Origin of the sequence: Pseudomonas bubulae (assembly GCF_900618535.1) — a bacterium.
Classification (GTDB): domain Bacteria; phylum Pseudomonadota; class Gammaproteobacteria; order Pseudomonadales; family Pseudomonadaceae; genus Aquipseudomonas; species Aquipseudomonas bubulae.
The window spans coordinates 277,566-303,258 of record NZ_UYJA01000002.1 but is presented as its reverse complement, the minus strand read 5'-3'; the positions used below and the strand labels follow the sequence as shown (position 1 = coordinate 303,258).

27 protein-coding genes and 7 tRNA genes are annotated in these 25,693 nt (G+C 57.8%); 13 read left to right on the top strand and 21 right to left on the bottom strand.

Going from position 1 to position 25,693, the window contains the following annotated elements:
- Window positions 1-43: 43 nt before the first annotated feature.
- The 4 genes from PPTH39_RS08080 to PPTH39_RS08065 all read right to left on the bottom strand — a co-directional run bounded on the left by PPTH39_RS08080 (window position 44) and on the right by PPTH39_RS08065 (window position 2,784).
- Window positions 44-535: a methylated-DNA--[protein]-cysteine S-methyltransferase gene (locus tag PPTH39_RS08080; protein ID WP_130871846.1), complete on the bottom strand. Its 492-nt coding sequence runs from the start codon at window positions 533-535 to the stop codon at window positions 44-46.
- A gap of 2 nt (window positions 536-537) precedes the next feature.
- On the bottom strand, window positions 538-2,028 hold the full coding sequence (locus PPTH39_RS08075) for a DNA-3-methyladenine glycosylase 2 (RefSeq protein WP_130871845.1): 1,491 nt from the start codon (window positions 2,026-2,028) through the stop codon (window positions 538-540).
- Between the two features lie 115 nt (window positions 2,029-2,143).
- A tRNA-Thr gene (locus PPTH39_RS08070) sits at window positions 2,144-2,219 on the bottom strand.
- Window positions 2,220-2,376: 157 nt separating this feature from the next.
- Complete coding sequence (locus PPTH39_RS08065) at window positions 2,377-2,784, bottom strand: pilin (protein WP_095001615.1); 408 nt, start codon at window positions 2,782-2,784, stop codon at window positions 2,377-2,379.
- A 211-nt stretch (window positions 2,785-2,995) separates the two neighbouring features.
- On the opposite strand from PPTH39_RS08065, the gene PPTH39_RS08060 reads away from it, so the two are divergent.
- The 4 genes from PPTH39_RS08060 to yacG are packed head-to-tail and all read left to right on the top strand — an operon-like array spanning window position 2,996 to window position 5,901.
- Window positions 2,996-4,213 (top strand): type II secretion system F family protein, encoded by a 1,218-nt coding sequence (locus tag PPTH39_RS08060; RefSeq protein ID WP_095020321.1) that lies wholly within the window; start codon window positions 2,996-2,998, stop codon window positions 4,211-4,213.
- Window positions 4,210-5,076, top strand: coding sequence for a prepilin peptidase (locus PPTH39_RS08055; RefSeq protein ID WP_165446503.1), 867 nt, complete (start codon window positions 4,210-4,212; stop codon window positions 5,074-5,076). Before PPTH39_RS08060 ends, PPTH39_RS08055 begins: the two co-directional genes overlap by 4 nt.
- Window position 5,077: 1 nt before the next feature.
- A complete protein-coding gene (gene coaE / locus PPTH39_RS08050; protein WP_095018262.1) occupies window positions 5,078-5,701 on the top strand; it encodes a dephospho-CoA kinase in 624 nt (207 codons plus the stop codon).
- The gene (gene yacG, locus PPTH39_RS08045; protein WP_016779444.1) at window positions 5,698-5,901 is read left to right on the top strand and encodes a DNA gyrase inhibitor YacG; all 204 of its coding nucleotides are present in this window, start codon (window positions 5,698-5,700) and stop codon (window positions 5,899-5,901) included. Before coaE ends, yacG begins: the two co-directional genes overlap by 4 nt.
- A 112-nt stretch (window positions 5,902-6,013) precedes the next feature.
- Here yacG and PPTH39_RS08040 read toward each other — a convergent pair whose 3' ends face one another.
- Window positions 6,014-6,703, bottom strand: a complete 690-nt coding sequence (locus PPTH39_RS08040; protein WP_095001619.1) for an energy-coupling factor ABC transporter permease — start codon at window positions 6,701-6,703, stop codon at window positions 6,014-6,016.
- 109 nt (window positions 6,704-6,812) lie between these two features.
- On the opposite strand from PPTH39_RS08040, the gene PPTH39_RS08035 reads away from it, so the two are divergent.
- The 4 genes from PPTH39_RS08035 to PPTH39_RS08020 all read left to right on the top strand — a co-directional run bounded on the left by PPTH39_RS08035 (window position 6,813) and on the right by PPTH39_RS08020 (window position 9,562).
- Entirely contained in the window at window positions 6,813-7,442 is a 630-nt protein-coding gene (locus tag PPTH39_RS08035) for a DUF1780 domain-containing protein (RefSeq protein WP_095001620.1), read from the top strand.
- A complete protein-coding gene (locus PPTH39_RS08030) occupies window positions 7,439-7,966 on the top strand; it encodes an MOSC domain-containing protein (RefSeq protein ID WP_130871844.1) in 528 nt (175 codons plus the stop codon). Before PPTH39_RS08035 ends, PPTH39_RS08030 begins: the two co-directional genes overlap by 4 nt.
- A gap of 54 nt (window positions 7,967-8,020) precedes the next feature.
- The gene (locus tag PPTH39_RS08025; protein ID WP_130871843.1) at window positions 8,021-8,194 is read left to right on the top strand and encodes a DUF3094 family protein; all 174 of its coding nucleotides are present in this window, start codon (window positions 8,021-8,023) and stop codon (window positions 8,192-8,194) included.
- Between the two features lie 66 nt (window positions 8,195-8,260).
- Entirely contained in the window at window positions 8,261-9,562 is a 1,302-nt protein-coding gene (locus tag PPTH39_RS08020; protein ID WP_130871842.1) for an NAD(P)/FAD-dependent oxidoreductase, read from the top strand.
- A gap of 147 nt (window positions 9,563-9,709) precedes the next feature.
- Here PPTH39_RS08020 and PPTH39_RS08015 read toward each other — a convergent pair whose 3' ends face one another.
- Window positions 9,710-11,107 carry a glutamate decarboxylase gene (locus PPTH39_RS08015; protein ID WP_095001624.1) on the bottom strand — a complete coding sequence of 466 codons (1,398 nt, stop codon included), beginning with the start codon at window positions 11,105-11,107 and terminating at the stop codon, window positions 9,710-9,712.
- A gap of 171 nt (window positions 11,108-11,278) precedes the next feature.
- On the opposite strand from PPTH39_RS08015, the gene glsA reads away from it, so the two are divergent.
- Both glsA and PPTH39_RS08005 read left to right on the top strand, forming a co-directional pair.
- Window positions 11,279-12,232 (top strand): glutaminase A, encoded by a 954-nt coding sequence (gene glsA / locus PPTH39_RS08010; protein ID WP_095001625.1) that lies wholly within the window; start codon window positions 11,279-11,281, stop codon window positions 12,230-12,232.
- A 15-nt stretch (window positions 12,233-12,247) separates the two neighbouring features.
- Window positions 12,248-13,780 (top strand): amino acid permease, encoded by a 1,533-nt coding sequence (locus tag PPTH39_RS08005; RefSeq protein ID WP_095001626.1) that lies wholly within the window; start codon window positions 12,248-12,250, stop codon window positions 13,778-13,780.
- Window positions 13,781-13,898: 118 nt separating this feature from the next.
- Here the strand turns inward: PPTH39_RS08005 and PPTH39_RS08000 are convergent.
- The 9 genes from PPTH39_RS08000 to rluD form a co-directional block, all read right to left on the bottom strand.
- Window positions 13,899-13,974: transfer RNA gene (locus PPTH39_RS08000), tRNA-Lys, on the bottom strand.
- 16 nt (window positions 13,975-13,990) lie between these two features.
- Window positions 13,991-14,066 (bottom strand) — tRNA-Asn (locus PPTH39_RS07995).
- A 119-nt stretch (window positions 14,067-14,185) separates the two neighbouring features.
- Window positions 14,186-14,262, bottom strand: a tRNA-Pro gene (locus PPTH39_RS07990).
- Window positions 14,263-14,354: 92 nt separating this feature from the next.
- Window positions 14,355-14,430 (bottom strand) — tRNA-Lys (locus tag PPTH39_RS07985).
- Window positions 14,431-14,435: 5 nt separating this feature from the next.
- Window positions 14,436-14,512: transfer RNA gene (locus tag PPTH39_RS07980), tRNA-Pro, on the bottom strand.
- A gap of 9 nt (window positions 14,513-14,521) precedes the next feature.
- Window positions 14,522-14,597: transfer RNA gene (locus PPTH39_RS07975), tRNA-Asn, on the bottom strand.
- A gap of 306 nt (window positions 14,598-14,903) precedes the next feature.
- Window positions 14,904-17,471 carry an ATP-dependent chaperone ClpB gene (gene clpB, locus PPTH39_RS07970; RefSeq protein ID WP_094999335.1) on the bottom strand — a complete coding sequence of 856 codons (2,568 nt, stop codon included), beginning with the start codon at window positions 17,469-17,471 and terminating at the stop codon, window positions 14,904-14,906.
- Between the two features lie 120 nt (window positions 17,472-17,591).
- Window positions 17,592-18,326 carry a peptidoglycan editing factor PgeF gene (gene pgeF, locus PPTH39_RS07965; protein ID WP_130871841.1) on the bottom strand — a complete coding sequence of 245 codons (735 nt, stop codon included), beginning with the start codon at window positions 18,324-18,326 and terminating at the stop codon, window positions 17,592-17,594.
- On the bottom strand, window positions 18,323-19,285 hold the full coding sequence (gene rluD, locus PPTH39_RS07960; RefSeq protein ID WP_094999964.1) for a 23S rRNA pseudouridine(1911/1915/1917) synthase RluD: 963 nt from the start codon (window positions 19,283-19,285) through the stop codon (window positions 18,323-18,325). The genes pgeF and rluD overlap by 4 nt, the downstream gene beginning before the upstream one ends.
- Window positions 19,286-19,433: 148 nt before the next feature.
- On the opposite strand from rluD, the gene PPTH39_RS07955 reads away from it, so the two are divergent.
- Window positions 19,434-20,447, top strand: a complete 1,014-nt coding sequence (locus tag PPTH39_RS07955; protein WP_094999337.1) for an outer membrane protein assembly factor BamD — start codon at window positions 19,434-19,436, stop codon at window positions 20,445-20,447.
- A 118-nt stretch (window positions 20,448-20,565) separates the two neighbouring features.
- On the top strand, window positions 20,566-20,796 hold the full coding sequence (locus tag PPTH39_RS07950) for a PP0621 family protein (protein WP_094999338.1): 231 nt from the start codon (window positions 20,566-20,568) through the stop codon (window positions 20,794-20,796).
- 154 nt (window positions 20,797-20,950) lie between these two features.
- Here PPTH39_RS07950 and thiO read toward each other — a convergent pair whose 3' ends face one another.
- Genes thiO through pilV form a run of 5 tightly spaced genes read right to left on the bottom strand, consistent with a single transcriptional unit; the run spans window position 20,951 to window position 23,972 of the window.
- Window positions 20,951-22,051 carry a glycine oxidase ThiO gene (thiO, locus tag PPTH39_RS07945; RefSeq protein ID WP_095018372.1) on the bottom strand — a complete coding sequence of 367 codons (1,101 nt, stop codon included), beginning with the start codon at window positions 22,049-22,051 and terminating at the stop codon, window positions 20,951-20,953.
- A gap of 33 nt (window positions 22,052-22,084) precedes the next feature.
- Window positions 22,085-22,486, bottom strand: coding sequence for a type IV pilin protein (locus PPTH39_RS07940; protein ID WP_095018373.1), 402 nt, complete (start codon window positions 22,484-22,486; stop codon window positions 22,085-22,087).
- 10 nt (window positions 22,487-22,496) lie between these two features.
- The gene (locus tag PPTH39_RS07935; protein WP_306452861.1) at window positions 22,497-23,009 is read right to left on the bottom strand and encodes a pilus assembly PilX family protein; all 513 of its coding nucleotides are present in this window, start codon (window positions 23,007-23,009) and stop codon (window positions 22,497-22,499) included.
- 40 nt (window positions 23,010-23,049) lie between these two features.
- The gene (locus PPTH39_RS07930; RefSeq protein ID WP_130871840.1) at window positions 23,050-23,733 is read right to left on the bottom strand and encodes a PilW family protein; all 684 of its coding nucleotides are present in this window, start codon (window positions 23,731-23,733) and stop codon (window positions 23,050-23,052) included.
- Window positions 23,730-23,972 carry a type IV pilus modification protein PilV gene (gene pilV / locus PPTH39_RS07925; RefSeq protein ID WP_094999343.1) on the bottom strand — a complete coding sequence of 81 codons (243 nt, stop codon included), beginning with the start codon at window positions 23,970-23,972 and terminating at the stop codon, window positions 23,730-23,732. Before pilV ends, PPTH39_RS07930 begins: the two co-directional genes overlap by 4 nt.
- Window positions 23,973-24,206: 234 nt before the next feature.
- Here pilV and PPTH39_RS07920 point away from each other — a divergent pair, with 234 nt between their 5' ends.
- A complete protein-coding gene (locus PPTH39_RS07920) occupies window positions 24,207-24,728 on the top strand; it encodes a GspH/FimT family pseudopilin (RefSeq protein WP_232527622.1) in 522 nt (173 codons plus the stop codon).
- On the opposite strand, the gene ispH is transcribed toward PPTH39_RS07920, so the two are convergent.
- Window positions 24,725-25,672, bottom strand: coding sequence for a 4-hydroxy-3-methylbut-2-enyl diphosphate reductase (gene ispH / locus PPTH39_RS07915; protein ID WP_094999344.1), 948 nt, complete (start codon window positions 25,670-25,672; stop codon window positions 24,725-24,727). The genes PPTH39_RS07920 and ispH overlap by 4 nt on opposite strands.
- Window positions 25,673-25,693 lie beyond the last annotated feature (21 nt).

Below are 25,693 nucleotides of genomic sequence, written 5' to 3'. Positions count from 1 at the left end.
CATCGCGAGCAAGCCCGCTCCCACAAAAAGCACAGGTTTTGCATCAGCCGTGCTGGCGGCACTTGATCTCATGCTCTAGCAGCCATTGCTTGGCTGCCAGACCTCCGGCAAAACCGGTCAAGGTGCCATTGCTGCCAATCACCCGATGGCACGGGATGATGATCGGGATCGGATTGCGCCCGTTCGCCGCTCCCACTGCCCGGGACGCCTTGGGCCGATGGATCTGCTGTGAAATCTGGCCGTAACTGGTGGTTACCGCAAAGGGAATGGTGGTCAGGGCCTGCCATACCGACTGCTGAAAGTCGGTGCCTAGCGGTTTGAGAAACAGGTCGAACGTCTGACGCTCACCCGCAAAATATTCCTCCAGTTGACGGCGAACTTCGGCAAGCTTTGGTGGCGAATGCACCCACCCGTCCTGTGGTACATGGGGCCGGCGATCCAGCTCGAAACGCACTTCGCGCAACCCTTCATCATCAGCGACCAGAAACAGTGGCCCAATCGGTGATGGCATTTGTTCGTAGTAAATCTGCGTCATGTTCACACCTTGCGCGCTGCAATCGAATCGGTAGCTGCGCGCCATAAATACATCACGGAATAGGCCCGCCACGGGCGCCAGCTTTCAGCCAGTGCCTGCAGCGCTTTGGTACTTAACGGCTCACCCTGGGGGTTGGCTTCACGGCGCAGAATCAGATCGGCGGCCGGAAATGCATCTGGGTGTTTGAGCACGCGCATGGCGATGTAATGCGCGGTCCATTCGCCAATACCGGGCAGTTGTACCCAGCGCTCGATAAAACGCTCCAGGGGTTGCTCCACGGCGAAGTCGACGCGCCCTTGTGCAAGGGCGCGGGCGATGCCCTGGATCGTATTGATGCGCGCCTGGGTTATGCCCATCTGCCCAAGATCGGCTTGCGCCAGCTGCTCAGGGCCGGGAAACAGACGATCCAGCCCCGAGCCCTTGTCGGCTTCAATTGCAACACCATGGCGCTGCACGATTCGACTGGCCAGGGTGCGCGCTGCAGCCACACTGACTTGCTGCCCGAGCACGGCCCGCACCGCCACTTCAAAACCGTCCCAGCCCCCCGGCAATCGCAGCCCCGGATAACGCCCGATCACAGGCGCCAGCAGCGGGCTGGCACTCAAGGTACGGGCGATGGCCAGCGGGTCGGCATCCAGATCGAACATGCGCCGAATCCGCGTGACCACCGCCAGCATTTGCCCCGGCGGCACATTGCGCAGCTCCAATTGCAATGCATGCTGCTCACCCGGCCAGGCGCTGACCCTCAGCCAGCCGGGAGCTTCAGGGTTGCCAAACACCCGCTGATAACTGTGGCCATCGACCTGTTCGATACCGGGCAAGGCCCGGGTCTGCAGAAAGCCCAGCAAGGCCGCAAAGTCGTAAGGCGGGCGATAGCCCAGGCGCAACACCAGCGCCTTGTCTGCCCGTGCCTTCGGGCTGCGCCTGAAGGCACGGGGCTCGGCATGATTGGCTTCGGCAAAAGCCGCATTGAAACGACGCAGACTACCAAAGCCGGAAGCCATTGCCACTTCAGTGATCGACAGGTCGGTTTCGGTCAATAGTTGCTTGGCAAACAGCAGGCGCCGGGTGGAATGCACGGCCATCGGCGGCGCCCCGAGATAGTGAACAAACAGACGACGCAATTGCCGCGCACCGATGTCCATGCGCTCAGCCAACTCTTCCAGCGAGTGCTCTGCCAGGTAACCCTCATTAATCAGCGTCAAGGCGCGCGACACCCGATGCTCGCCCTGCAACCAAAGCTGATTACCCGGTGCCAGCTCGGGCCGACAACGTAAACAGGGGCGAAAGCCTTGGGCCTGAGCCGCTGCCGCGCTGGGGTAATAAACCACGTTTTCGGCTTTTGGCGCACGGGCCGGACACACGGGGCGGCAGTAGATCCGGGTGCTGAGTACGGCAGTGAAAAACACCCCGTCAAACCGCGCATCACGGCTCAGGCGAGCGATTTCGCAGGCAGCGGTACTGGGCGTTGACAGGCGGTTATCTGTATTCATGGTCCGCAGAATAGCACCGCGTTTTGGCCGATTCTCGCCATTTTCGGACGTCAAAGTGCCTGGTGCTGCCCCTGAACGAAAAAGCCACCCGGCATTGACCGGATGGCTTTTTAAATGGTGCCGGAGACAGGAATCGAACCTGCGACCTTCGCGTTACGAGTGCGCTGCTCTACCGACTGAGCTACACCGGCGGTATCAGTAAAACTAGCAGCGCTGGCAAAAACCGGCAATTGCCGCATGTGTGCCGCTGCAGGAGCGGGCCTGCTGACCAAGGTTGTTGGTAAATCGCGATATTCTTGAGCCCTTGGCGCCCAGGCTTCACACACTCGGCATTACGACCATCGCGGGCTATTTGCACGCACCGCTGGCCAGGCAGGTACCATTTTGCGTCCAGTTCAGGGTGCCCCCCGAATTGCTCGGGGTCGGCACCAATACGCTGACCCAGCCGCCTGCTGCCTGGGTCCCCGCCATGGTAATCACACCATCGACTACCGTCATGCCCGCTGCCAGGTTTTCCGTCGCTTCGGCCGGCCCCGGGATGCCGTTGGTGCCCGCATCACAGGCCATCAGATCATTGGTCTGGCTGTAGCACAGGGCGACGGCAGTCTTGTAGGTATTGCTGATGGTGTTCACCTCGGCAAAACGGGTCTTCATCACGTGCTCGTGGTAAGCCGGAAATGCGAACGAAGCAATCAGACCGATAATTGCAACCACAATCATCAGTTCGATCAGGGTGAAGCCTTGTTGTTGTTTCACATGAAGTCTCCAGAAAAGGGGCACCCACAGGTGCCAGGCAGTGCTGTGCAGGCAAAAAAGTGCGCACAGGCTATCAAGGTTAGTGGGCCGTTGCTCCACAACTGCATCGCTGACACTTCTGGTCACTCTCAACTTGCCGGGTCAAGGCTCGGTGCATCTAGTCTTTGGGCTTACAGCACAGCCGGGCGCGCCGCGCTCCAAGGATCGATGCATGGCAACACAGGCCGTTAAAAACAGCCTTTACCGGTGGGAAGGCACCGATCGAAATGGCATTAAAACCAGCGGGCAAATCACGGCGGAACACCACACAATGATTCGGGTCCAGCTACGCCGCCAAGGTATTACCGTTAGTAAAATCCGCCGCCATTACAGTCACACACTGAATGCGGGCAAATCGGTCACGGCACTGGATATCACCCTGTTCACCCGCCAACTGGCTACCCTGATCAGCGCGGGCATAACTATGCAGCAAGCTCTGAAGGTTATCGCCAACGGTTTCGAGAGCCGTGCCATGCGCCAGCAGGTCACCGAACTCCAGCAAGACATCGGCGCAGGCACCAGCCTGTCGGCGGCGCTGCGCAAAAAACCGGCACATTTCGATCCTCTGTTTTGCAGCCTCGTCGAAGCTGGCGAACTGGCCGGGGCTCTGGACGTGTTGCTGCAACGGGTGGCGACCTACAGGGAAAAGACCGCCACTCTGAAAAAGAAAATCAAAAAAGCCATGACCTACCCCAGCGCCGTGCTCGTGGTCGCGCTGGCGGTGTGCGGCATTTTGTTGATCGAAGTGGTTCCGCAGTTCCAGGGCGTTTTCCGCTCATTCGACGCGCAACTGCCAGTGCTTACCTTGTGGGTGATCGGCCTGTCTGACAGCCTTCAGGCGCATGGCCTATGGCTCCTGTTTTTTTGCGGCATCACCCTTGCAGGCCTTCACCATCGCTACAAGCACTGCGCAACCTGGCGCCAGCGTGTTGATCGCTGGCTTCTGAAACTGCCCGTCATGGGCAATCTGCTGCACATGTCAGCCATGGCCCGTTTTGCCCGCACGCTGTCGACGACCCTGGCTGCCGGCGTGCCATTGCTCGAAGCGCTGAACTCCGTAGCCAGCGCCACTGGCAATAGCCTGTACAAAGACGCGGTGCTACGACTGAAGAAGCAGGTTGCAACGGGTAGCCAGATCCATGTGGCCATGGCCGCTGCCGGAGTATTCCCGGGCATGGCAATCCAGATGACAGCTATTGGCGAAGAATCCGGCACATTGGACAGCATGCTTGACCAGGTTGCCGCCTATTATGAAAGCGAGGTCGACACTCTGGTCGACAACCTGACAACCTTGCTGGAGCCGATAATCATGGTGGTACTTGGAGTCATGGTTGGCGGGCTGGTCATCGCCATGTACTTGCCGATATTCAACCTTGGCCGGGTAATATGAGCATGATTGATTTGCTGAGCCGTCACCCCGACGCTTTTATTGCCTGCGCGCTGATACTCGGCTTGCTGGCAGGCAGTTTTATCAATGTGCTGGCGTGGCGATTGCCAAAAATGCTTGAACAGGAATGGCAAGCCCAGGCCCGCGAGGTGCTGGATTTGCCCGAGCCAGCCAAAGGCCCTGTGTATAACTTGCTGCGCCCGCGCTCTCACTGCCCCAAGTGCCGGCATTCGCTGCGCGTCCGGGAGAACATCCCGCTACTGAGTTACCTGTTTTTGCGTGGCAAATGCTCGCAGTGCAAAAGTGCCATTAGCCTGCGCTACCCCCTTACGGAACTGACCTGCGCGGTATTGTCGGCTTTTGTCGCCTGGCATTTCGGTTTTGGCGCCCAGGCGGGCTGGATGCTTCTGCTGACCTGGGGGTTATTCGGCATTTGCCTGATCGATATCGAGCATCAAATCGTGCCTGACGTGCTGGTTTTGCCTCTGCTGTGGCTGGGATTGTTGCTCAACAGCTTCTCCCTGTTCACCACTTTGGGGCAGGCCGTATGGGGGGCCGCGCTGGGCTATGCAAGCCTGTGGTCGGTGTTCTGGATATTCAAACTGGTCACCGGCAAGGACGGCATGGGCTACGGCGACTTCAAGTTGCTGGCCGTACTCGGGGCATGGGGCGGGGTTGCGGTTCTGCCGCTAACCCTCCTGCTCTCTTCACTGCTGGGGGCGACGGTGGGGCTGGGGCTTTTGGCCATGCGCCGGGCCAAAACCAGTACCCCGATCCCCTTTGCGCCGTATCTGGCAATTGCCGGCTGGATTGCATTGCTCTGGGGTGGTCAAATAACCGGCTTCTATTGGCAGGTTTCGGTTTGACATGATGACTCCACCCTCCAAACCCTGGATTCTCGGGCTTACCGGCGGTATCGGCAGTGGTAAAAGTGCCGCTGCCGAGCACTTTGCCGCGTTGGGCATACATGTGGTGGACGCCGATCATGCGGCGCGCTGGGTCGTTGAGCCGGGACGCCCGGCGCTGGCCAGTATTGCCGAACACTTTGGAGCACAGGTGCTGCAAGCCGACGGGCAACTCAATCGTGGCGCATTGCGCCATCTGATCTTCACCGACCCCGAGCAACGCCGCTGGCTTGAAGCACTGCTGCACCCACTGATTCGTGAAGAGATCGCAAACAATCTGGCACAGGCAAAATCGCCTTACGCCATTCTGGTTTCGCCGCTGCTGATCGAGTCCGGCCAATACACCACAACTCAACGTGTCCTGGTGATCGATGCACCGCAAGCCCTGCAGATGCAGCGCACCCTTGTGCGTGACAACACCACCGAACAGCAAGTCCAGGCCATTCTCAAGGCACAGGCCAGCCGCGAAGATCGCCTTCGTCACGCTGACGATGTGCTGGTCAATGACAAGGATCTGAAGGCGCTGCAGACTGAGGTCGAGCGCCTGCATCACTTTTATTTAACTTTGCGTGGAGGCCAACCATGACCAAACCTATGACCATCGACTGCCCGACCTGTGGCACAGCCGTGCAATGGGATACCACCAACGCTTTTCGCCCGTTCTGCTCGGACCGCTGCAAGCTGATCGACCTGGGTGCCTGGGCCAGCGAGGAACACAAGATCCCGGTCAGCCCGGATGCTGAAGATGATCTGTTTTCCGAAGACCTGAGCGAGCGCTTACATTAAAAGCCAAATCCTGTAGTCGCTGACTAGGTACGAAGGCTGCGATCGAGCCCGAAGGGGTCGTGCTTTTAAAGAGCACAGGCCCTGCGGTCCATCTCGCAGCCTGCGTCGGCGATTACGGCTTTTCTCCATCATCCTTCCATGGCGCCGCCAGGTAGCGGGTGCGGTTAAAGGTCTCAAGCCACTCCGGGCAGAACACCACCAGTGCCGTTACCAGCATCCCGTTGATAAACGCTTCGGGAAAGATGATCAGCCACAGATAGCCGACAAAGTCCTCCAGCCAATACGGCATGACGAACAACCCGTCCAGCCACAACACACCCAGCACCGCCCCTATGCACAGCAACGCCGCCAACGCTGCGGCAAAAAAACCCGAGCAAAAGATATACACAAAGGGGTTACGCGGTTGCGCACGCTCGACCATACGCGCACACCCTTCGGTCACTGCTATCGGCAACAGAATCAGCAGCACGCCGTTGACACCCATCGCGGCCAACTCCTGACGCCCCAGCAACACCAGTCCGACTTGCGCCAGAAGCGCACCGACGACTGCCAGCGGCCAGTCGAGCAGCAACGTGACCACCGTCAGGCCAATAAAGTGGTAAGACACCCCGCCTTCAAAGTCACGCCGTACCAGCCAGAGCAAAAACAGCCCGAACACCGTGCCAAACAACAGGTGCTGGCGCCGCGTATCGGTAAACAGCTCAACCCAGGGAGCACGCCAGATGGCCCACAGCACAACGGGAACATAGATCAGCCAGCCGATGACCAGCGTTTGTGTGGATAACACCTGTGTACTTATCATCGGCCTTGCCCTGCCTTGTCAAAACACACCGTTCAACCCTCCCTGTCGGATGCGACTGAGTCTACACCCGGACTTTCAGTAACACCTGTTTCAAGGCTAAGCTGCGTGCATGGACGACTCAGATTATTTACGCCTGCTCACCATTCAGGCCGAGCAAGCCAATGCCTTTTTATCCAATGCCCGCAAATGGGAGCGTGAGCGTTGGGTCTGCCAGCGCCTGTTGCAAGGCCTGAATATCCCCTACCACAGTGAAGACTTCCGGCAGGCGGGCCAGGAGCCTCCCGATGTGCTGTTCGGCGATGCACGCTTCGAGGTGTTCTTTGTCCTCGATGAGGGCCGGCGCCTGAACGATGAATGGCGCGCGGAACTGCAGCGCAGGCGCAGCGCCTACTCCCTGAGCCAATTGGTCCGTCGCGAAGCACGGCCCAAACGGATTCCGGCGAGCAAGCTGTTGCAGCGGCTGGGCCCCACCCTGCATAAAAAAGCCACTAACTACAAAGAGCGCGATATCGACCTGGGGCAGCTGGATATCATTGCGTTTTCCAGCCTCAAGCGCGAAGTGCTGGACCTTAACAGCCACTTTCCGCCGCCGACTGAATATTTGCGCCAGGGCTGGCGCTCGCTGTCGCTGGTAGGGCCGACCTTTGCCCGGGTGCTGTTTGCCCAACCGGACGCACCGGATTTTTTGCGCAACAACCTGGGACGCAGCATTATTTTTGATGTGGGTATCAGCCTGTGAGCCCGTTGCAGGCGCTTATTGCCAATGTGCCGCAAACCGGGCGCGTGTGCTGGATCGGCGTACGCCCCGAGTCCCGGGCAGACATGCTCGAACTCGACGCGGTTGAAGCCCGCCGCGACGCCGGGCTGACCGGCGATCATGCCCGGCCCGGCGCCCGCAATGCTCGCCAGGTGACGCTGATACAATGGGAACACCTGGCCGTTATCAGCTCACTGCTGGGGCGCACGGCGGATCAACCGATCCTGGCGCAGGACTTGCGCCGCAACCTGGTGATCCGCGGAATCAACCTGTTCAGCCTCAAAGGCCGGCGCTTCAAGGTTGGCCAGGCCATTTTCGAAACCACTGGCTGGTGTCAGCCTTGTGCCCGACTGGAGCAGCGTCTGGGCCAGGGGACTTTTCAGGCGGTACGTGGCCACGGCGGGATCACGGCCCGGGTAATCGAAAGCGGGATCATTCGTCTAGACGACGAACTGCGGGTCGAGCCGTTAGGCCCGCACGGCTATGCTTCATTTCATCCCGGTTGATCAATGCTGTAGCTTTTACATACCCAGCAACGTCTATTTGACGAGGCCAAAAATATGCCCAGTCGCCTGAACCCCGATGATCTGAAGCGTGTCGAAGAGTACCTTCAATTGCCACAAAATCAGGTTGAGCGCCGCCCTTTCAGGCCCTGGCTGCTCCTTGCCATAGTGGTGATCGCGGTGATCGGCATGGGCCTTTTGAGCCGTTTCCTGAGTTACCTGGTGCTATGAGCTGCATTGCGCTCGCCCGGGGCCACTCAGGCACAGAATTTTTTTCAAGCCTTGTGAGTGATATCCATGACCCATCGTATTGTTATCGTCGGCGGCGGCGCCGGCGGCCTGGAGTTGGCGACCCGCCTGGGCAAGACTCTGGGTAAGCGCGGCAAGGCCAGCGTCACGCTGGTCGATGCCAACCTGACCCATATCTGGAAACCGCTGCTGCATGAAGTTGCTGCCGGCTCATTGAACTCATCGGAAGACGAGCTCAACTACGTCGCCCAGGCCAAATGGAATCACTTTCAGTTCCAGCTGGGCCGCATGAGCGGGCTGGATCGTGAACTGAAAAAGATCTCATTGTCGGCAACCCTCGACGAAAACGGCCAGGAACTGGTACCTGCCCGCGAGTTGGGTTACGACACCCTGGTGATTGCGGTGGGCAGTACCACCAATGACTTCGGTACCAAAGGCGCGGCCGAACACTGCCTGTTCCTCGATACCCGCAAGCAGGCCGAGAAATTTCATCAGCAACTGCTCAATCATTACCTGCGTGCCCACGCAGGGCAAAGCGATACGCTCGAACAGATCAGCGTGGCCATTGTCGGCGCAGGTGCAACCGGAGTCGAGCTGGCTGCCGAACTGCACAATGCCGCCCACGAACTGGCAGCCTATGGCCTGGACCGGATCAAGCCGGAAAACATGCATATCACCCTGATCGAAGCGGGCCCACGGGTATTGCCTGCCCTGCCGGACCGTATCGGCGGGCCTGTGCATAAAACCCTGGAAAAACTCGGGGTCACCGTGCTGACCAACTCCGCAGTCAGCGAAGTAACTGCTGACAGCTTGATAACCAAAGATGGTCAGGTGATTCCTGCAAGTTTTAAGGTTTGGGCTGCGGGCATTCGTGCACCTGGCTTCTTGAAGGAAATTGCCGGGCTGGAAACCAACCGCATCAACCAGTTGGTGGTACGCCCTACCCTGCAAACCACCCGTGACGAGAATATTTTTGCCTTTGGCGATTGCGCCGCCTGCCCGCAACCCGGCACCGACAAGCTGGTGCCGCCTCGCGCCCAGGCTGCTCACCAGCAGGCGTCGTTGCTGGCCAAGTCGCTGAAATTGCGCATTGAAGGTAAAACTCAGCTGCCGGACTACACCTACCGCGATTATGGCTCGCTGATTTCCCTGTCGAGCTTTTCGGCTGTGGGTAACTTGATGGGCAGCCTGATGGGTACCGTTATGCTGGAAGGCTGGTTGGCGCGGATGTTCTACATCTCGCTATATCGCATGCACCAGATGGCGCTGTACGGCACCTTCCGCACCTTGATGCTGATGCTGGGCAGCAGGATCGGACGCGGCACCGAGCCGCGCCTGAAACTGCACTAAGTGCGACTACTCTGTAGTCGCTGCCGAAGGCTGCGACAGTAAAAACTGCAACTGTGGGAGCGAGCCTGCTCGCGAAGGTCGTTCGCGAGCAGGCTCGCTCCCACAATAGGGCTTGATCTACAACAGAGTATCTACAGCGCCGCGCAATCAGCGCCCCGCGTGATTACCCGCCTCGGCTTCACGGCCTTTAAAGCCGTGGGGCTGATGCTCGTCAAAGAATTTCACCGCGCGCACAAAGTCCTCCAGCAACAACTTGGCCATGTCGATCGACATACCCTGCTTCACCAGAATCCGCTGCACCACTACGTTCTCGACATTTGCCGGCAAGCTATACGCAGGTACCAGCCAGCCACGGGTGCGCAACCGGTCTGCCAGGTCATACAGCGAATATGAAGTTTTCGCCCCTGGCTTCAGACGCCAGGTCAACGCCGGAATCCCCAGCTGCGGGTCACCGTTATAGAGCATCTCGAACGGTCCGACCTTGACCAGTTCAGCCGCAAGAAACTGTGCCGTCTGGTAGCAGGCTGAATGAATACGCTCATAGCCTTCACGCCCCAGACGCAAGAAGTTGTAGTACTGCGAGATGATCTGCCCGGCCGGACGTGAAAAGTTAAGGGCGAACGTAGGCATATCACCCCCCAGATAATTCACATGAAACACCAGCCCTTCAGGCAGTTCCTTTTCATCCCGCCAAACCACCCAGCCCGCGCCCAGCGGAGCCAGACCGAACTTGTGCCCGGAGGTACTGATGGACTTGACCCGCGGCACGCGGAAATCCCAAAGAATATCCGGCGCACAAAACGGAGCCAGCATCGCGCCACTTGCACCGTCGACGTGCAGATCAATATTCAGACCCGTGCTTTTTTGCAAGTCATCCAGAGCATCGGATAACGGCTTTACGGTTTCATACAGCCCGGTGAACGTCTGGCCAAAGGTCGGCACTACGACGATGGTATTTTCATCGACCCGCTCCAGCATGTCCTCGGGGGTCATAAACCAATGCCCTTCCGACATCGGCACTTCACGAATTTCGACGTCCCAGTAACGGGCAAATTTGTGCCAGCACACCTGCACCGGACCGCACACCATATTCGGCGTAGTTGTCGGCTTGCCTGCCGCCTTGCGCACCGCACGCCAGCGCCACAATGCAGCCAGACCACCCAGCATGCAGGCTTCGCTGGAGCCTACGGTGGAAGTACCGATGGTGGTAGCCGCTTCCGGCGAATGCCATAAGTCCGCCAGCATATGAATACAGCGGTTTTCCAGCTCCGCAGACTGCGGGTACTCATCCTTGTCGATCATGTTCTTGTCGATCGACAGGTCCATCAACTTGTGGACCTCGTCCTCTTCCCACGTCTGGCAAAAGGTCGCGAGGTTCTGCCTGGAGTTTCCATCCAGATACAACTCATCGTGGACCAGTTGGAAAACCTCACCCGGCGCTTGCTCAGCCTCGGGGAACAGCTTGATTGCAGCGGCATGAGCCAGCGCAGAAGAACCAAATACGGGGTCGACGTCCTTGTTGCGCTTGATACGGTGCAGTGCCATGTGAACTCTCCTTGAGTATTGGTCAATCTATGAGCCCGCCGTTGCAACTCTGGCTCAGCTTCGGCCCAGCCAGCATAGCCAAGCATTTGAGGTCTGCCGTCCGATTTCCGACCACCGTGCATTTTCCGATCTATAGTCTCGATTCTCGATAGTACTCACGGAGCGAGCACGATGAAGCAAAGACCCACGACCGTAGACAGCACGGTAAAACAGGCGCTGGACCAGTCCCTGCAACGGTTTGCCAGCAATCAGCACGGCAAGAACGCCAGCTACATCCCTTACCTGGCCTCAGTGCCATCCCATCTGTTCGGCATCAGCATCATGTTCTGCGACGGTACCCATGCAGAAGTCGGCGACACCGATTACGCCTTCGCCATCGAGTCGATTTCCAAGGTATTCACCCTCGCCCATGTACTCGATGAAGTGGGACCGCAAGCCTTGCGCAGCAAGATCGGTTGCGACCCCACAGGTGAGCCGTTCAACTCGGTGATTGCCCTGGAACTGCATAAGGGCCGACCGCTCAACCCCTTTGTAAACGCAGGCGCCATGGCCACTGTCAGCCTCCTCGAAGCCGATACGGCGCAAGCGCGCTGGGACCAGATCCAGGCGACTTACAACCTTTTCGCCGGGCGTGAACTGACGGTCAACGACGAGGTTTATCAATCGGAAGCCAAGACCAACCAGCACAACCGCGGCATTGCCTGGCTATTGCAGAGTTACGGCTATATGTACGCCGACCCGATGGAAGTGTGCGCCGTCTACACCCGTCAATGTTCCGTGGCGATCACCTGCCATGACCTGGTGACCATGGGCGCTACCCTGGCCAATGGTGGCGTCAACCCGATCAGCGGAAAACGCGCGGTTCGGGCCAACAACGTGGCGCCAATCCTCTCCGAGATGACCCTGAATGGCCTGTATGACACCACCGGGGACTGGTACTACAAAGTCGGCCTGCCGGGAAAAAGCGGGGTCGGCGGCGGCATTCTGGCTGTGGTTCCGGGGGTGTGCGCCATCGCCGCCTTTGCCCCGCCACTGGACGGAGCCGGTAACAGCGTTCGCGGTCAACTGGCCGCCGAATACCTTAGCCGCACGCTCAATCTGAGCCTGTTGCACGAATTCGCGTAAGGGAGCGGGATACTTATGGCCACCACCAGCAAAGCTAAAACCTACATGTCCTGGCTGACCATCTGCTTTATGATGGTTGCCGCTGTTGCCAGTATTCGTTCGTTACCCAGCATGGCCGTCTATGGCCTGGGCTCGGTCTTTCTCTATGTCATCCCCGCACTGCTGTTTTTCATTCCGGTATCCCTGGTCGCTTCTGAACTGGGCACAGGCTGGAACGGCGGGATTTATGGCTGGGTAAGACAAGCCTACGGCGACCGCCCGGGCTTTTTCATCATGTGGTTCATGTGGGTACAAGTGGTGGTCTGGTACCCGATTGTGCTCGGGTTTGGCGCCAGCACCATGGCGTATCTGATCAACCCTGAACTGGCCAAAAGCGGTGTATTTACTGCCGCCGTCATCATCGTTTTATACTGGCTATCGACATTTGTGGCACTTAACGGGCTGACAGCACTGTCGAAGCTGACGTCATGGTTCATGCTGCTGGGCACCGCATTACCCGCCGCGCTGCTGGTTTTGCTCGGCGTCGCCTGGCTGGTGCTGGGGCATAAATCAGCCACCCCGTTGACTTGGGATGCCTTGATCCCGGCCATTTTCGATACCCACTCCACAGTCAAATCCGGCTCGCGCAACCTGCACCCGGACTTCTGGCAGGAATTTACCGGCGCCATTACCGGCCTGGTACTGATTGTGAGTAACTTCCTGGCGTTTGCCGGTATCGAAATGAACGCCATTCACGCCCGTGAATTGCGTAACCCGCAAAAGGAAATGCCCCGGGCGATTCTCTTGGCCTTCTTTATGATCCTGCTGGTGTTTATCCCGCCCACGGTGGCGATTTCGCTGGTGGTACCCGCTGACTCAACCAGCCTTACCGCCGGGGTTATCCAGGCTTACGCTGCGTTCTTCCAGGGCTTCGACATGCCATGGGCAACCCCGATCATGGCCATTTTGCTGATTATCGGTGCGTTGGGCGGGGTACTGGCCTGGACTGCCGGGCCGTCTACCGGCTTGCTGTTCGTCGGTAAGGCCGGAATGCTTCCACCTGTGATGCAGGAAGTGAACAAAAAAGGTGTGCAAAAAAACATTCTGTATTTACAGGCCGTTATCGTCACGCTGCTGTCGACGATTTACATCTTTCTCGACAATGTATCCGATGCCTTCTGGATGATCAGTGCGATGGCGGCGCTGATGTACCTGATCATCTACGTATTCATGTTTATGGCGGCCATGAAACTGCGTAAAACACAGCCCAATGTAAAACGCGGCTATGTGCTCAAGGGGCTGCATGGCTGGTGCTACTTGGGGTTGTTTTCAACCTGCGTGGCGCTGATTTTCGGCTTTATTCCGCCCAACAGTTTCAGCAGCATGCCGTTTTTCGAATATGCGGGGATTTTGTTGCTGGGATTGATCGTCGCAGGCGTGCCGCCGTTTATATTCTATGCATTGCGCAAGCCGTCATGGCAGATGGTTCCCAAGGCAGAAGCAGATCAGTATTCGGCCGCGCTGCAGGATCTTCAGGACGCGGACAACAAGGCTGCAAACCCAAGCTGAAGCAAAAACCTCGTAGCAGCTGCCGAAGAACGAAGGCTGCGACTACAGGGTTACGTTTCCTACAGGCATAAAAAAAGCGTCCAATGGACGCTTTTTTTATGGCTACTGGAGCCGAACATGGTGGGTCGTGTGGGATTCGAACCTACGACCAATTGGTTAAAAGCCAACTGCTCTACCAACTGAGCTAACGACCCAAAAATTCTTTGAAACTGGCTCCACGACCTGGACTCGAACCAGGGACCCAATGATTAACAGTCATTTGCTCTACCAACTGAGCTATCGCGGAACTGCATATTTCAACTTTTACAACAATAAAAAAGCGTCCGTAAGGACGCTCTTTTATGGCCTCTGATGCAACTGGCATCAGCGCCTTATTTTCTATACCCATTACTGCCGGGCAGAAAATGGTCGGGGTAAGGGGATTCGAACTCCTGACATCCTGCTCCCAAAGCAGGCGCGCTACCGGACTGCGCTATACCCCGGTAAAAAAAAGCACCTTCAAGAGGCGCCTTCTTCGATCAGTGCTTTTGGCCTCTGATCTTAAGATCTAACCCCAGCGAACTGGAGCCAAAAATGGTGGGTCGTGTGGGATTCGAACCTACGACCAATTGGTTAAAAGCCAACTGCTCTACCAACTGAGCTAACGACCCAAAAATGGTCGGGGTAAGGGGATTCGAACTCCTGACATCCTGCTCCCAAAGCAGGCGCGCTACCGGACTGCGCTATACCCCGGCTTGAAAATGGCTCCACGACCTGGACTCGAACCAGGGACCCAATGATTAACAGTCATTTGCTCTACCAACTGAGCTATCGCGGAACTACATATTTCAATTTGTAACGTTGCTGCCTTACTGCTTAGCAACACTCTTCGAGTTCTTCGCATCGCTGCGTTGGCGTCTCTGAGGTCGGCTATTCTACAAGCTTTAAAAGCCTTGTCAACCCTTATTTTTCGTTAGAAGACAATTACTTAGCTCTTCCAGCGGGCTTCTCGGTTTGGGCCAAGTCGCTATTACGGGTTGCTTGCTGCGGGGCGCATATTACAAGCGTTTTCCTTACAGATCAACACCCTAGAAAAAAAAGGCCTCGCAAAGCGAGGCCTCTCTTAAAACACCGCTTTCAAACCTTATGCGAAGACGATTTCGTCGTCCTTCACGCTGGCTGTCACGGTGGTGCCAGGCAAGAACTGACCGGACAAGATCAGTTGTGCCAGCGGGTTTTCGATCCAGCGCTGGATCGCACGTTTCAGAGGGCGTGCGCCATAAACCGGGTCGTAACCAACCGCAATCAGCTTGTCCAGAGCATCCTGGTTCAGCTCAAGGCTCAAGTCACGCTCAGCCAGACGACTGCGCAGACGACCCAACTGGATTTCGGCGATGCCAGCAATCTGATCACGGGCCAGAGGCTCGAAGATCACCACTTCGTCGATCCGGTTCACGAACTCCGGACGGAAGTGGGTGCTGACCGCATCCATCACCGCTGCGCGTTGCGCTTCGCGATCGCCTACCAGTTCCTGGATCTGTGCAGAGCCCAGGTTGGAGGTCATCACGATCACCGTGTTGCGGAAGTCCACGGTACGGCCGTGGCTGTCAGTCAGGCGACCGTCTTCCAGCACTTGCAGCAACACGTTGAACACGTCCGGGTGAGCCTTCTCGACTTCATCCAGCAGGATCACCGAGTAAGGCTTGCGCCGTACCGCTTCGGTCAGATAACCGCCTTCTTCGTAGCCCACATAGCCTGGTGGTGCACCGATCAGTCGAGCCACGGAATGTTTCTCCATGAACTCGGACATATCGATCCGCACCATCGCCTCTTCAGTATCAAAGAGGAACTCGGCCAGCGCCTTGCACAACTCGGTTTTACCCACACCAGTCGGGCCGAGGAACATGAACGAGCCGCTAGGACGGTTCGGGTCACTCAGGCCGGCACGGGAGCGCCGCACGGCGTTGGACACAGCCACTACGGCCTCGTCCTGGCCAATCACGCGCTCATGCAACAGGCTTTCCATTTTCATCAGCTTGTCGCGTTCGCCTTCGAGCATCTTGGAGACCGGGATACCCGTCCACTTCGATACCACTTCCGCGATTTCCTCTTCAGTCACTTTGCTGCGCAACAACTGGTTTTCAGTTTTGCCGCTGTGCTCGTCGACCATCTGCAGGCTGCGTTCCAGATCAGGGATGATCCCGTACTGCAACTCGGCCATGCGGTTGAGGTTGCCGCTGCGGCGGGCCACTTCAAGCTCCTGGCGCGCCTGCTCGATTTTCTGCTGGATCTGGGCAGAACCCTGCACTTCGGCTTTTTCCGAGGTCCAGATCTCTTCGAGGTCCGAATATTCGCGCTCGTGACGCTCGATTTCTTCCTGCAATTTCTCGAGGCGTTTTTTCGCGGCCTCGTCTTCTTCTTTCTTCAACGCCTGGGCTTCAACCTTCAGTTGAATCAAACGACGTTCAAGACGGTCCAGTACCTCAGGCTTGGAGTCGATCTCCATGCGGATACGGCTGGCAGCCTCGTCCATCAGGTCAATCGCCTTGTCCGGCAACTGCCGGTCGGTGATGTAACGATGGCTGAGTTTGACCGCAGCAATGATCGCACCGTCGGTAATCGCTACCTTGTGGTGAACCTCATAACGCTCTTTAAGGCCACGCAGGATCGCAATGGTGTCTTCTTCGCTCGGCTCGTCCACCAGTACTTTCTGGAAGCGACGCTCAAGTGCTGCGTCCTTCTCGATGTATTGGCGGTACTCGTTGAGCGTGGTCGCACCCACGCAGTGCAACTCACCGCGAGCCAATGCAGGCTTGAGCATATTGCCCGCATCCATGGCACCCTCGCCTTTACCGGCGCCAACCATGACATGCAATTCGTCGATAAACAGGATGACTTGCCCTTCCTGCTTCGACAGCTCGTTAAGCACTGCTTTCAGGCGCTCCTCGAACTCACCGCGGAACTTGGCACCGGCAATCAGCGCACCGATGTCCAGGGACAGCAGACGTTTGCCCTTGAGGCCGTCAGGCACTTCGCCATTGATGATCCGTTGTGCCAGACCTTCGGCAATCGCGGTTTTACCCACGCCAGGCTCACCGATCAGTACCGGGTTGTTCTTGGTACGGCGCTGCAAGACCTGAATGGTGCGACGAATTTCATCGTCACGACCGATCACCGGGTCGAGCTTGCCCTCTTCGGCGCGCTTGGTCAGGTCAATGGTGTACTTGTCCAGCGCCTGGCGTGACTCTTCAACGTTCGGGTCATTGACCGCTTCGCCGCCACGCAGGTTGTTGATGGCATTTTCCAGGGCTTTCTTGCTCACGCCCTGACCCAGCAACAACTTGCCCAGCTTGCTGTTGTCGTCCATCGCCGCCAGCAATACAACTTCGCTGGTGATGTACTGGTCGCCTTTTTGCTGCGCCAGACGATCCGCCTGGTTCAACAGACGTGCCAAATCCTGCGACATGTTTACGTCGCCAGTCGGATTCTGAATTTTTGGCAGCTGATCGAGCTCTTTGGTCAGCTCTTTACGCAGGCTGTTTACATCGAAACCGACTTGCATCAGCAACGGCTTGATCGAACCGCCCTGCTGTTCCAGCAATGCCTGCATCAAGTGCGCAGGCTCGATGGCCGGATGATCGAGGCCAACGGCCAATGACTGAGCATCGGACAACGCCAATTGCAACTTGCTGGTTAATCTATCTATACGCATTCGTCACCTTCCTTATGAGCAGGCCGGAGGGATGGAAACTCCTGAATGAAGAAACCTGCCAGATACCATAGTAGATGCGGGCGATTACGAGAGTTTCAAGCGTTTGGAAAATGACGCAGATCAGCTGGACGGTCTTTCGATCCAAACCAGTGATGCGAAGCGGCCAGTATTGGGACTGCGCCGATAGGAGAAGAAACGCGGGTCGGTCACGGTGCAAAAAACCCCGCCGTACACAGCCGTGATACCGAAGCGGGCCAGACGCAAACGCGCCAGCTCATAGATATCGGCCATAAAACGCCCGGCATTGATGCTGGGCACAAAGGCGGCTTCGGCCTGGGGCATGTCTTTTACAAAGACCTCCCGCACCTCGGCCCCGACCTCAAATGCCTTGGGGCCAATGGCCGGCCCCAGCCACACAAGCAGCTCCTGTGGCGCAACATTGAGGCTTAGTGCGGCGGCTTCAAGCACCCCGGCCGCCAGCCCGCGCCAACCGGCATGGGCTGCCGCAACACGAGTGCCAGCACGATCGCAGAACAATGCAGGCAAACAATCCGCCGTCATTGCCGTACAGGCAATACCGGGGGTGGCCGTCCAGCTGGCATCGGCCTCAACAATCAGTTCGGGATTGGCAGGTGCGACCACAACCCCGTGAACCTGGCTAAGCCAGGCGGGCTGTACGTCAAAAATATGGGTAAGGCGATGGCGGTTATGCGCAACGGCAACAGGGTCGTCGCCTACATGGTCGCCCAGGTTGAAGCTGTCGAACGGCGCCACACTGACGCCGCCCGCACGGGTGGTCACACAGGCCCGGATGCCTGCCGGCGCTGGCCAGTCAGGAATCAGGAAGGTGTTCACCCGATAAATGCCTCACGGTCTTGCTTGAGCAGCGTCAACAGCCAGACAAAGTCGTCAGGCAGTGCTGATTCCCAGCTCATGCGCTTACCGGTCGTCGGATGATCCAGCTCGAGGAAACGGGCATGGAGCGCCTGACGCGGGAAGTTTTTCAGGGACTCGACCATCGTCACGCTGGCAGACGGCGGAATACGGAAGCGACCGCCGTAGGCAGGGTCTCCGACCAACGGGAAGTTGATATGAGACATATGCACACGAATCTGGTGCGTACGACCGGTTTCCAGCTTTACCCGCACATGGGTGTGGGAACGGAAACGCTCAAGCACACGGTAATGACTGACCGCCTGCTTGCCGCCTTCCATTACCGCCATGCGCTGGCGCTGCTGGCCGTGACGGCCGATAGGCGCGTCGATCTTGCCCCCGGCGGTCACGACACCGATAACGATGCACTCATAGATACGACTGACACTGCGGCTCTGCAACTGTGTAACCAGTTGTGTCTGCGCCTGAATGGTCTTGGCGACCACCATCAGACCGGTGGTGTCCTTGTCCAGGCGATGCACGATCCCCGCACGCGGCACATTGATAATGTCCGGTACGTGATGCAGCAAGGCATTGAGCAAAGTACCACTGGCATGCCCTGCAGCCGGGTGCACCACCAGGCCCGCAGGCTTGTTGATGACCAGGATGTCATCGTCTTCGTAGACGATATCCAGGGGGATGTCTTCAGCGATCCACTCACCCTGGGCTTCCTGCTCTGCAGTCAGCTCCAGGATGGCACCGCCGTGTACGATGTCACGGGGGCGTATGACGGCTCCGTCCACAGTAAGGCGGCCGTCTTTGATCCAGGCGGAAAGGCGCGAGCGCGAGTGCTCAGCGAATAATTGTGCGGCGACTTGATCGAGGCGTTGGCCACCCAGTTCGGACGGCACCTCTTCGCGAAGTTGAATTTTCTCGGACATGCTCATCAGGACCGCGCCAAGCCTTTGGTTTCGGCTGCGCGCTTGTGGTTAAATACGGCGTCTTTTGCCCCGAGGCTTTTCACGGGGCACTCATCATAACAGGACGGACCCGCCCAAGACAGCGGCCGTCATAGGGACGCAAGCCGCCATGCAAGTGAGACACCTGCTGCTGATCGCCATCCTCGCACTGACCGCCGCTTGCTCGTCGACTAAAGAAGTCGTTGACGAAAACCTCAGCGAAGTGGAGCTGTACCAGCAGGCACAGGCCGACCTGGACAACCACAGCTATACCAGTGCTACCGCCAAACTCAAGGCCCTTGAGTCACGCTACCCGTTCGGTCGCTACGCCGACCAGGCCCAGCTTGAACTTATTTACGCCTACTACAAGAACTCCGAGCCCGAAGCGGCCAAGTCGGCTGCCGAACGGTTTATCCGCCTGCATCCACAGCATCCGAACGTTGACTACGCCTACTACCTCAAGGGCCTGACCTCCTTTGACCAGGACGTTGGCTTGCTGGCGCGCTTCCTGCCGCTGGACATGAGCAAGCGTGACCCGGGCGCTGCACGCGACTCCTACAACGAGTTCGCCCAGCTCACCAGCCGCTTCCCCAACAGCCGCTACGCACCCGACGCCAAGCAGCGCATGATCTACCTGCGCAACCTGTTGGCAGCGTATGAAATCCACGTAGCCGATTACTACCTGACTCGTCAGGCTTATGTAGCCGCTGCCAACCGTGGCCGCTATGTGGTCGAAAACTTCCAGGAAACTCCTTCGGTCGGCGACGGCCTGGCGGTAATGGTTGAGTCCTACCAGCGCATGCATCTCGACCAGCTGGCCAACACCAGCCTTGAAGTGCTCAAGACCAACTACCCGGACCACCCGAGCCTGGTAGACGGCCAGTTTGTGCCGCAGGTTTCCGAGTCGGACAACCGTTCATGGCTGAGCAAGGCCACATTGGGCCTGATCGAATCCAGCACACCGCTGCCACCGGGTGAAACCCGTGCAAACATGGATATCCAGAAGCAGTACCAGGATGCCAAGGATGCAATCCCGGCAGAACTGAAGCCAAAGGATGCCGATGGCGACATCATCGAAGAACCGCAAGCTGAAGGTAAAAGCCGCTCCTGGTTCAGCTACATGACCCTGGGCCTGTTCGACTGATCGTTCAGCACATAAAAAAAGAGCTCTTCGGAGCTCTTTTTTTATGTTTGATTTACCGCTGTGCGCCTGCCAGGTCCTTGGCTAAACTGGTGCATCTTTTCTCGAATAGCGAATTACCATGCTTCGTTTACTGATCTGGGCAGCGCTGATTGCTGCAGGCGTTTGGCTGTGGCGCAAATACAAGACCGGTATGGCCGCGACCAAAAAACCGGTCGACCCGAGCGCTCAGCCAATGGTGCGCTGCGCCCACTGTGGCGTACACCTGCCCCGTGACCGCGCCCTGAGCCAGCAACAAGAGTGGTATTGCACCCAGCAGCATCTGGAGCAAGGGCCAAAACCAAGGGGTTAAGCCACCTGCGGTCGCTGCCGCAGGCTACGACAGGAAAACGGCAACTGTGGGAGCGAGCCTGCTCGCGAAGGTCGTTCGCGAGCAGGCTCGCTCCCACAATAGGGCTTGATCTACAACAGAGTATCGACAGAAATCCCTCTGTGTTTGTAGCCGCTTAAATCCGCCCCTCTGGCGCATAAGGCGTCGGGTCGATAATCGGCTCACGCCCCAGCAGCAAGTCCGCGAATAATTGGCAGGACGCCGGTGCCAATACCAGCCCGTTGCGATAGTGCCCGCAGTTGAGCCACAGACCATCAAAACCTGACACCCGCCCAATATACGGAATGCCCTCGGGCGAACCTGGCCGCAGCCCAGCCCAGTGCCCCACCACTTCAGCATCGGCCAGGGCCGGGATCAATTCGACTGCCGAGGCCTTGAGGCTCTCAAGGGCCGTAAGGGTCGGGGTTTTATCAAAGCCTTCATGCTCCAGCGTGCTACCGATCAGGATATGACCGTCGCGGCGGGGAATGGCATAACGCCCTTTTGCCAGCACCATGCACGACAAAAAGTCAGATGCGCATTTGTACAGGATCATCTGCCCCTTGACCGGCTCCACAGGCAACTCCAGCCCCAGCCCGCTCAACAACTCACCGCTCCAGGCCCCCGCCGACAACACCACCTCATCGCCGCGGATCTCACCCCGGGCCGTATTGACCCCGCAAACTCTTTCGCCTTCGCGAACAAAACCGAGCACCTCGCACTGCTCATGCACAGTGACATTCGGCATCGCCTGCAGTGCAGCCTTCAGCGATTTCACCAACCGCGGATTACGCACATTGGCCACATTAGCCATATAAATTGCGTGTGCATAACCACCGCCCAGCACGGGCACGGCGTCATGGACTGCCGACATATCGACCGCCCCCAGAGGTCGCCCTTCGCGCCCGGCCCACTCCAGCGCCTGAGCCTCATCGTCCAGGTCCAGCCAGTACAGCCCGGTGGTGTGTACTTCAGGATCAATACCCGTCGAAGCAAACAGACGCTCGGCCAATTGCGGATAAAAGTCCTGAGACCAGTGCGCCAGGGCCGTTACAGCACAGTTATAGCGCCACGGATAAAGCGGCGAAACAATACCGCCGCCGGCCCAGGAGGACTCCTGGCCCGCCCCGCCACGCTCCAGCACAATCACCTGCTCTACATCAGCCGCCAGATTAAACGCAGTCAGCAGGCCTATGACACCGCCCCCGACAATCACCACCCGTTGCTGCCTAGCCATCTGTTAATCCAGCCCGTCATTCAAAATCAATCGTTAGCGCCCCCAACACTGCTGCAGTGTCAGGCCAGGGGCGGCCTGGGTTATCGTTGCCATACCGGTGTGAGCCAGCGTAAAGCTCCCGCACGAATCCCCCGCCATTGCCGAACCTTGTTTGGGCGTCGCCTTCAGCCAGTAGCCGTGGTCGACGAGATCGGCACTGATGTCGTAGTGCTGATTGCCTGAACTAAGGTCTTTCATACCGCTATATACCGCGTTCTTTGTGTAAAAGCGCTCAAGACTTTGGGCTTGCTCCGTCAACAGGACAACAACTTGAGAGCGGTAAGCCCGCTTTACATAATCGCCGTACAACGGATAAACGAATGCGCCAAGGATACCGGTGATCACCACGACGATCATCAGTTCGATCAGGGTAAAACCTGCTGCATACCTGTACATTTCGTGCGTCCTATTGCAGCTGTCGCCACATGACCCGGTGAAAACCCCTGGCAACACGCTCTTGCGAAGCGTTATCCGGCCCTTGATAACGCGCATAAATACTCTCCAGTACGGTGCGCGACTGCCCGTGCCAGCCAATACCGGTAACTCGATACAAACGGGTAGTGGTGGTCACTGGCAAATGGGCTGGCGTAATGCTTGGCCCAAGGTTCTGAACACCATACAGCCCGTTCGCAACGCTTATCCAACGTACCCCGGAGGCTGGATCGATGCCTGGCACAGCCTGAGTACGCGCCTCTGGGGGCGGGTTACAGCTTGCTGGCGAAGTGCAAGGCATTACCCTGCCCCCTTGGATCTGAAGCCAGGCCTCCCCGCTGCCAAGCGCCGCTTCTGCGGCCTGAAATGAGTGGTTGGCATGTTGAACGCCTGCAGACATTTTTTCCTGAAGGGTCGCACTGACCATTGCAGCCATCCCGATCAGGCTCAGCAACAGCATGAAAACCAGGCTGACCAGCAGTGCCATGCCGCGCTGACAAATCGATGGCAAAGGCATGATGCGTGCCCTAAGCCAGCCGGTTACGCAAAGCGATTTCCAATTGATAGACCTGGTCCTTGACCCGCCCGGCGCGGTCTCGCAATGTCAGGCCGATACGGATGCTGCGCAGGCTGGAACCTTTGACCAGACGACTCTCATAACGCAGCACGGAGTGCGAACCTGCCGTCCCGGCCACGCCAAAACTCACGTCAAAGGCAGCCACATTATCGAGCAGCACCGCTTTATTGGGCCCGATCTTTAACTGCCCGTGCTCATGATGGTAAAACAATTCACGCACGGGAAATGCCGTTTCACCGGGAGCCAAAAACGACCTTGCCCCGGGATGTGCCCGGGCGAAACTTGTGCAGTCCGAGACCACAGTCCAGTCAGGCTTGGCAACCTGAAGCGCCACGTCCGAACTGATCATGCGCAACACCCCCCTCTGCCAGGAGACCGGTGTCTTAAAAACAGAGGGCGCATCAACAATACGATCGACTGACAGGCAGCCAAACATGCCCGCCATGCGAATCTCCCGAGCCAGTTTACTCAGCACATAACGCGCATCCTCCTGCAGCCTTGCCGACGACCGCTGGCTTAAGTAAGCCTCACGGCTGCTTGAGAAAATCTGCGTCATGCCCAGCACTACCAGCATTCCCAGCGCCAGAGCCACCATCAGCTCGATCAGGCCAAAACCTGAACGGGGATTGCTCATGATGACCCGGCCCCGGCATGACCGCTCGACAAGGGGTGGACAACCTCCGCGCGCATCTGATCCAGCCTGCTGTAGGCAATAAAACTGTCCTGGGTGCTTATCAGCGCGCTTGCCGTATGTTTCAAGGCATTGAGTTGCATAGCAGCAGAGCCCATCAGGCTGATAAACAGAATCAACAGCGCGATAAGCACTTCGATCAAGCTCATCCCGTCTTGTCGACTTTTAACTAATCGAGGCATCCGAATCGTCCATATCAGAGGGTTCGACGGCACGCCCTGTGCCGCCCAGACAAAAGCCTAGCCTCCCCCGCTGCTCTGCACGGCAGGACGAAGCCAAGCAAACCAGCCGGATTTTTCGCCTGACTTCGTAAGCTGTTAACGGTGAGAAAACATGATGAAACCATTGCCGTGAACCTGTAGTGCCAGAGTTCGCTATACAGAGAAAACACACTTGAACCGTCCAGGGAGGACGCTATGCATCAACGTGGCATGAGTCTGATCCAGCTGCTACTGACGCTGACGATCGTGGCGCTTACGGCCCGTTTTGCCAGCCCGGCCTATAGCGCCCTTGTCGAGCAGCATCAGCGCCAGATCACTGCCGAACAACTGGCCAGCAGCCTGCGCAATGCACGCGCACAAGCACTGCTACGCCAACAATTTGTGGTGGTTTATCCGTACGAAGAAGATTGGAGCCGAGGCTGGAGGACGATTCTGGACTTGAGCGGCCAAGGCCATCTGGACAAGGGCAACCCGGTGCTGGTCGAGTCACAGGGCAGTGGGCGCATACCCATTGCGGGCAATACACCGGTTAAACGGTATGTGCGCTTCAACCCGCTGGGCGAGCCACAACTGATTGGAGGCGCCTTTCAAGCCGGGACACTGCATGTTTGTCAGGCAAGGACTGCACAGAGCCACTATCAAGTGGTGCTGGCCAAGAGCGGGCGCATCAGCCTGCGCAGCGATAAAACTGCACAGGCCTTATGCAGGCACGCTTAGGTAATGGCGCGAACGCGCAACTCTTTGGGCATGGAGAACGTAACATTCTCTTCACGGCCGGCCAGCTCGTCGGCACCGGTTGCGCCCCAGGCATGCAGCTGTTGAATCACGCCACGTACCAGTACCTCTGGGGCCGATGCACCGGCGGTGATACCGATGCTGTTTACGCCGTCGAACCAGCTTTTTTGCAGGTCTTCAGCACCGTCGATCAGGTAGGCGGGGGTCTGCATACGCTCCGCCAGTTCGCGCAGGCGGTTGGAGTTGGAGCTGTTCGGGCTGCCCACTACCAACACGACATCGCACTCATCAGCCAGTTGCTTGACCGCATCCTGACGGTTTTGCGTGGCATAGCAGATATCGTCCTTGCGCGGTCCGCCAATGGCCGGGAAGCGCGAACGCAGGGCGTCGATCACACGACTGGTGTCGTCCATCGACAAGGTTGTCTGGGTTACAAAGGCCAGTTTTTCCGGGTCTTTGACCTGCAGGTTCGCAACATCCTTTTCATCTTCGACCAGGTAGATCGCACCACCATTACTGGCGTCGTACTGGCCCATGGTGCCTTCGACTTCCGGGTGACCGGCATGGCCAATCAAAATGCACTCACGGCCATCACGGCTATAGCGCGCGACCTCGATATGCACCTTGGTCACCAGCGGGCAGGTCGCGTCGAACACCTTGAGACCACGCCCGGCAGCCTCTGTACGCACGGCCTGGGAAACGCCGTGGGCACTGAATATCACAATGACGTCGTCCGGCACCTGATCCAGCTCTTCGACGAAAATAGCGCCACGGGAACGCAGGTCTTCAACGACAAATTTGTTGTGCACCACTTCGTGGCGAACATAGATAGGCGGACCGAAAACTTCCAGAGCACGATTGACGATTTCAATCGCACGGTCCACCCCGGCGCAGAAGCCACGGGGGTTGGCGAGTTTGATATGCATGCTGGGCCTCGTGGGACGCGC

What these genes read in the sequence shown, in the direction of transcription:
- PPTH39_RS08020 (WP_130871842.1), top strand. Translation starts at nt 8,261, where the DNA reads ATGACCCATCGTATTGTTATCGTCGGCGGCGGCGCCGGCGGCCTGGAG.
- PPTH39_RS08035 (WP_095001620.1), top strand. Translation starts at nt 6,813, where the DNA reads ATGGACGACTCAGATTATTTACGCCTGCTCACCATTCAGGCCGAGCAA.
- PPTH39_RS07935 (WP_306452861.1), bottom strand. Translation starts at nt 23,009, where the DNA reads ATGGCACTGCTGGTCAGCCTGGTTTTCATGCTGTTGCTGAGCCTGATC.
- PPTH39_RS08015 (WP_095001624.1), bottom strand. Translation starts at nt 11,107, where the DNA reads ATGGCACTGCACCGTATCAAGCGCAACAAGGACGTCGACCCCGTATTT.
- PPTH39_RS07930 (WP_130871840.1), bottom strand. Translation starts at nt 23,733, where the DNA reads ATGAGCAATCCCCGTTCAGGTTTTGGCCTGATCGAGCTGATGGTGGCT.
- PPTH39_RS07950 (WP_094999338.1), top strand. Translation starts at nt 20,566, where the DNA reads ATGCTTCGTTTACTGATCTGGGCAGCGCTGATTGCTGCAGGCGTTTGG.
- PPTH39_RS08040 (WP_095001619.1), bottom strand. Translation starts at nt 6,703, where the DNA reads ATGATAAGTACACAGGTGTTATCCACACAAACGCTGGTCATCGGCTGG.
- coaE (WP_095018262.1), top strand. Translation starts at nt 5,078, where the DNA reads ATGATGACTCCACCCTCCAAACCCTGGATTCTCGGGCTTACCGGCGGT.
- PPTH39_RS08080 (WP_130871846.1), bottom strand. Translation starts at nt 535, where the DNA reads ATGACGCAGATTTACTACGAACAAATGCCATCACCGATTGGGCCACTG.
- ispH (WP_094999344.1), bottom strand. Translation starts at nt 25,672, where the DNA reads ATGCATATCAAACTCGCCAACCCCCGTGGCTTCTGCGCCGGGGTGGAC.
- PPTH39_RS08005 (WP_095001626.1), top strand. Translation starts at nt 12,248, where the DNA reads ATGGCCACCACCAGCAAAGCTAAAACCTACATGTCCTGGCTGACCATC.
- clpB (WP_094999335.1), bottom strand. Translation starts at nt 17,471, where the DNA reads ATGCGTATAGATAGATTAACCAGCAAGTTGCAATTGGCGTTGTCCGAT.
- PPTH39_RS08075 (WP_130871845.1), bottom strand. Translation starts at nt 2,028, where the DNA reads ATGAATACAGATAACCGCCTGTCAACGCCCAGTACCGCTGCCTGCGAA.
- PPTH39_RS08055 (WP_165446503.1), top strand. Translation starts at nt 4,210, where the DNA reads ATGAGCATGATTGATTTGCTGAGCCGTCACCCCGACGCTTTTATTGCC.
- glsA (WP_095001625.1), top strand. Translation starts at nt 11,279, where the DNA reads ATGAAGCAAAGACCCACGACCGTAGACAGCACGGTAAAACAGGCGCTG.
- yacG (WP_016779444.1), top strand. Translation starts at nt 5,698, where the DNA reads ATGACCAAACCTATGACCATCGACTGCCCGACCTGTGGCACAGCCGTG.
- PPTH39_RS07940 (WP_095018373.1), bottom strand. Translation starts at nt 22,486, where the DNA reads ATGTACAGGTATGCAGCAGGTTTTACCCTGATCGAACTGATGATCGTC.
- PPTH39_RS07920 (WP_232527622.1), top strand. Translation starts at nt 24,207, where the DNA reads ATGCATCAACGTGGCATGAGTCTGATCCAGCTGCTACTGACGCTGACG.
- PPTH39_RS08025 (WP_130871843.1), top strand. Translation starts at nt 8,021, where the DNA reads ATGCCCAGTCGCCTGAACCCCGATGATCTGAAGCGTGTCGAAGAGTAC.
- PPTH39_RS07955 (WP_094999337.1), top strand. Translation starts at nt 19,434, where the DNA reads ATGCAAGTGAGACACCTGCTGCTGATCGCCATCCTCGCACTGACCGCC.
- pilV (WP_094999343.1), bottom strand. Translation starts at nt 23,972, where the DNA reads ATGCCTCGATTAGTTAAAAGTCGACAAGACGGGATGAGCTTGATCGAA.
- thiO (WP_095018372.1), bottom strand. Translation starts at nt 22,051, where the DNA reads ATGGCTAGGCAGCAACGGGTGGTGATTGTCGGGGGCGGTGTCATAGGC.
- rluD (WP_094999964.1), bottom strand. Translation starts at nt 19,285, where the DNA reads ATGTCCGAGAAAATTCAACTTCGCGAAGAGGTGCCGTCCGAACTGGGT.
- PPTH39_RS08060 (WP_095020321.1), top strand. Translation starts at nt 2,996, where the DNA reads ATGGCAACACAGGCCGTTAAAAACAGCCTTTACCGGTGGGAAGGCACC.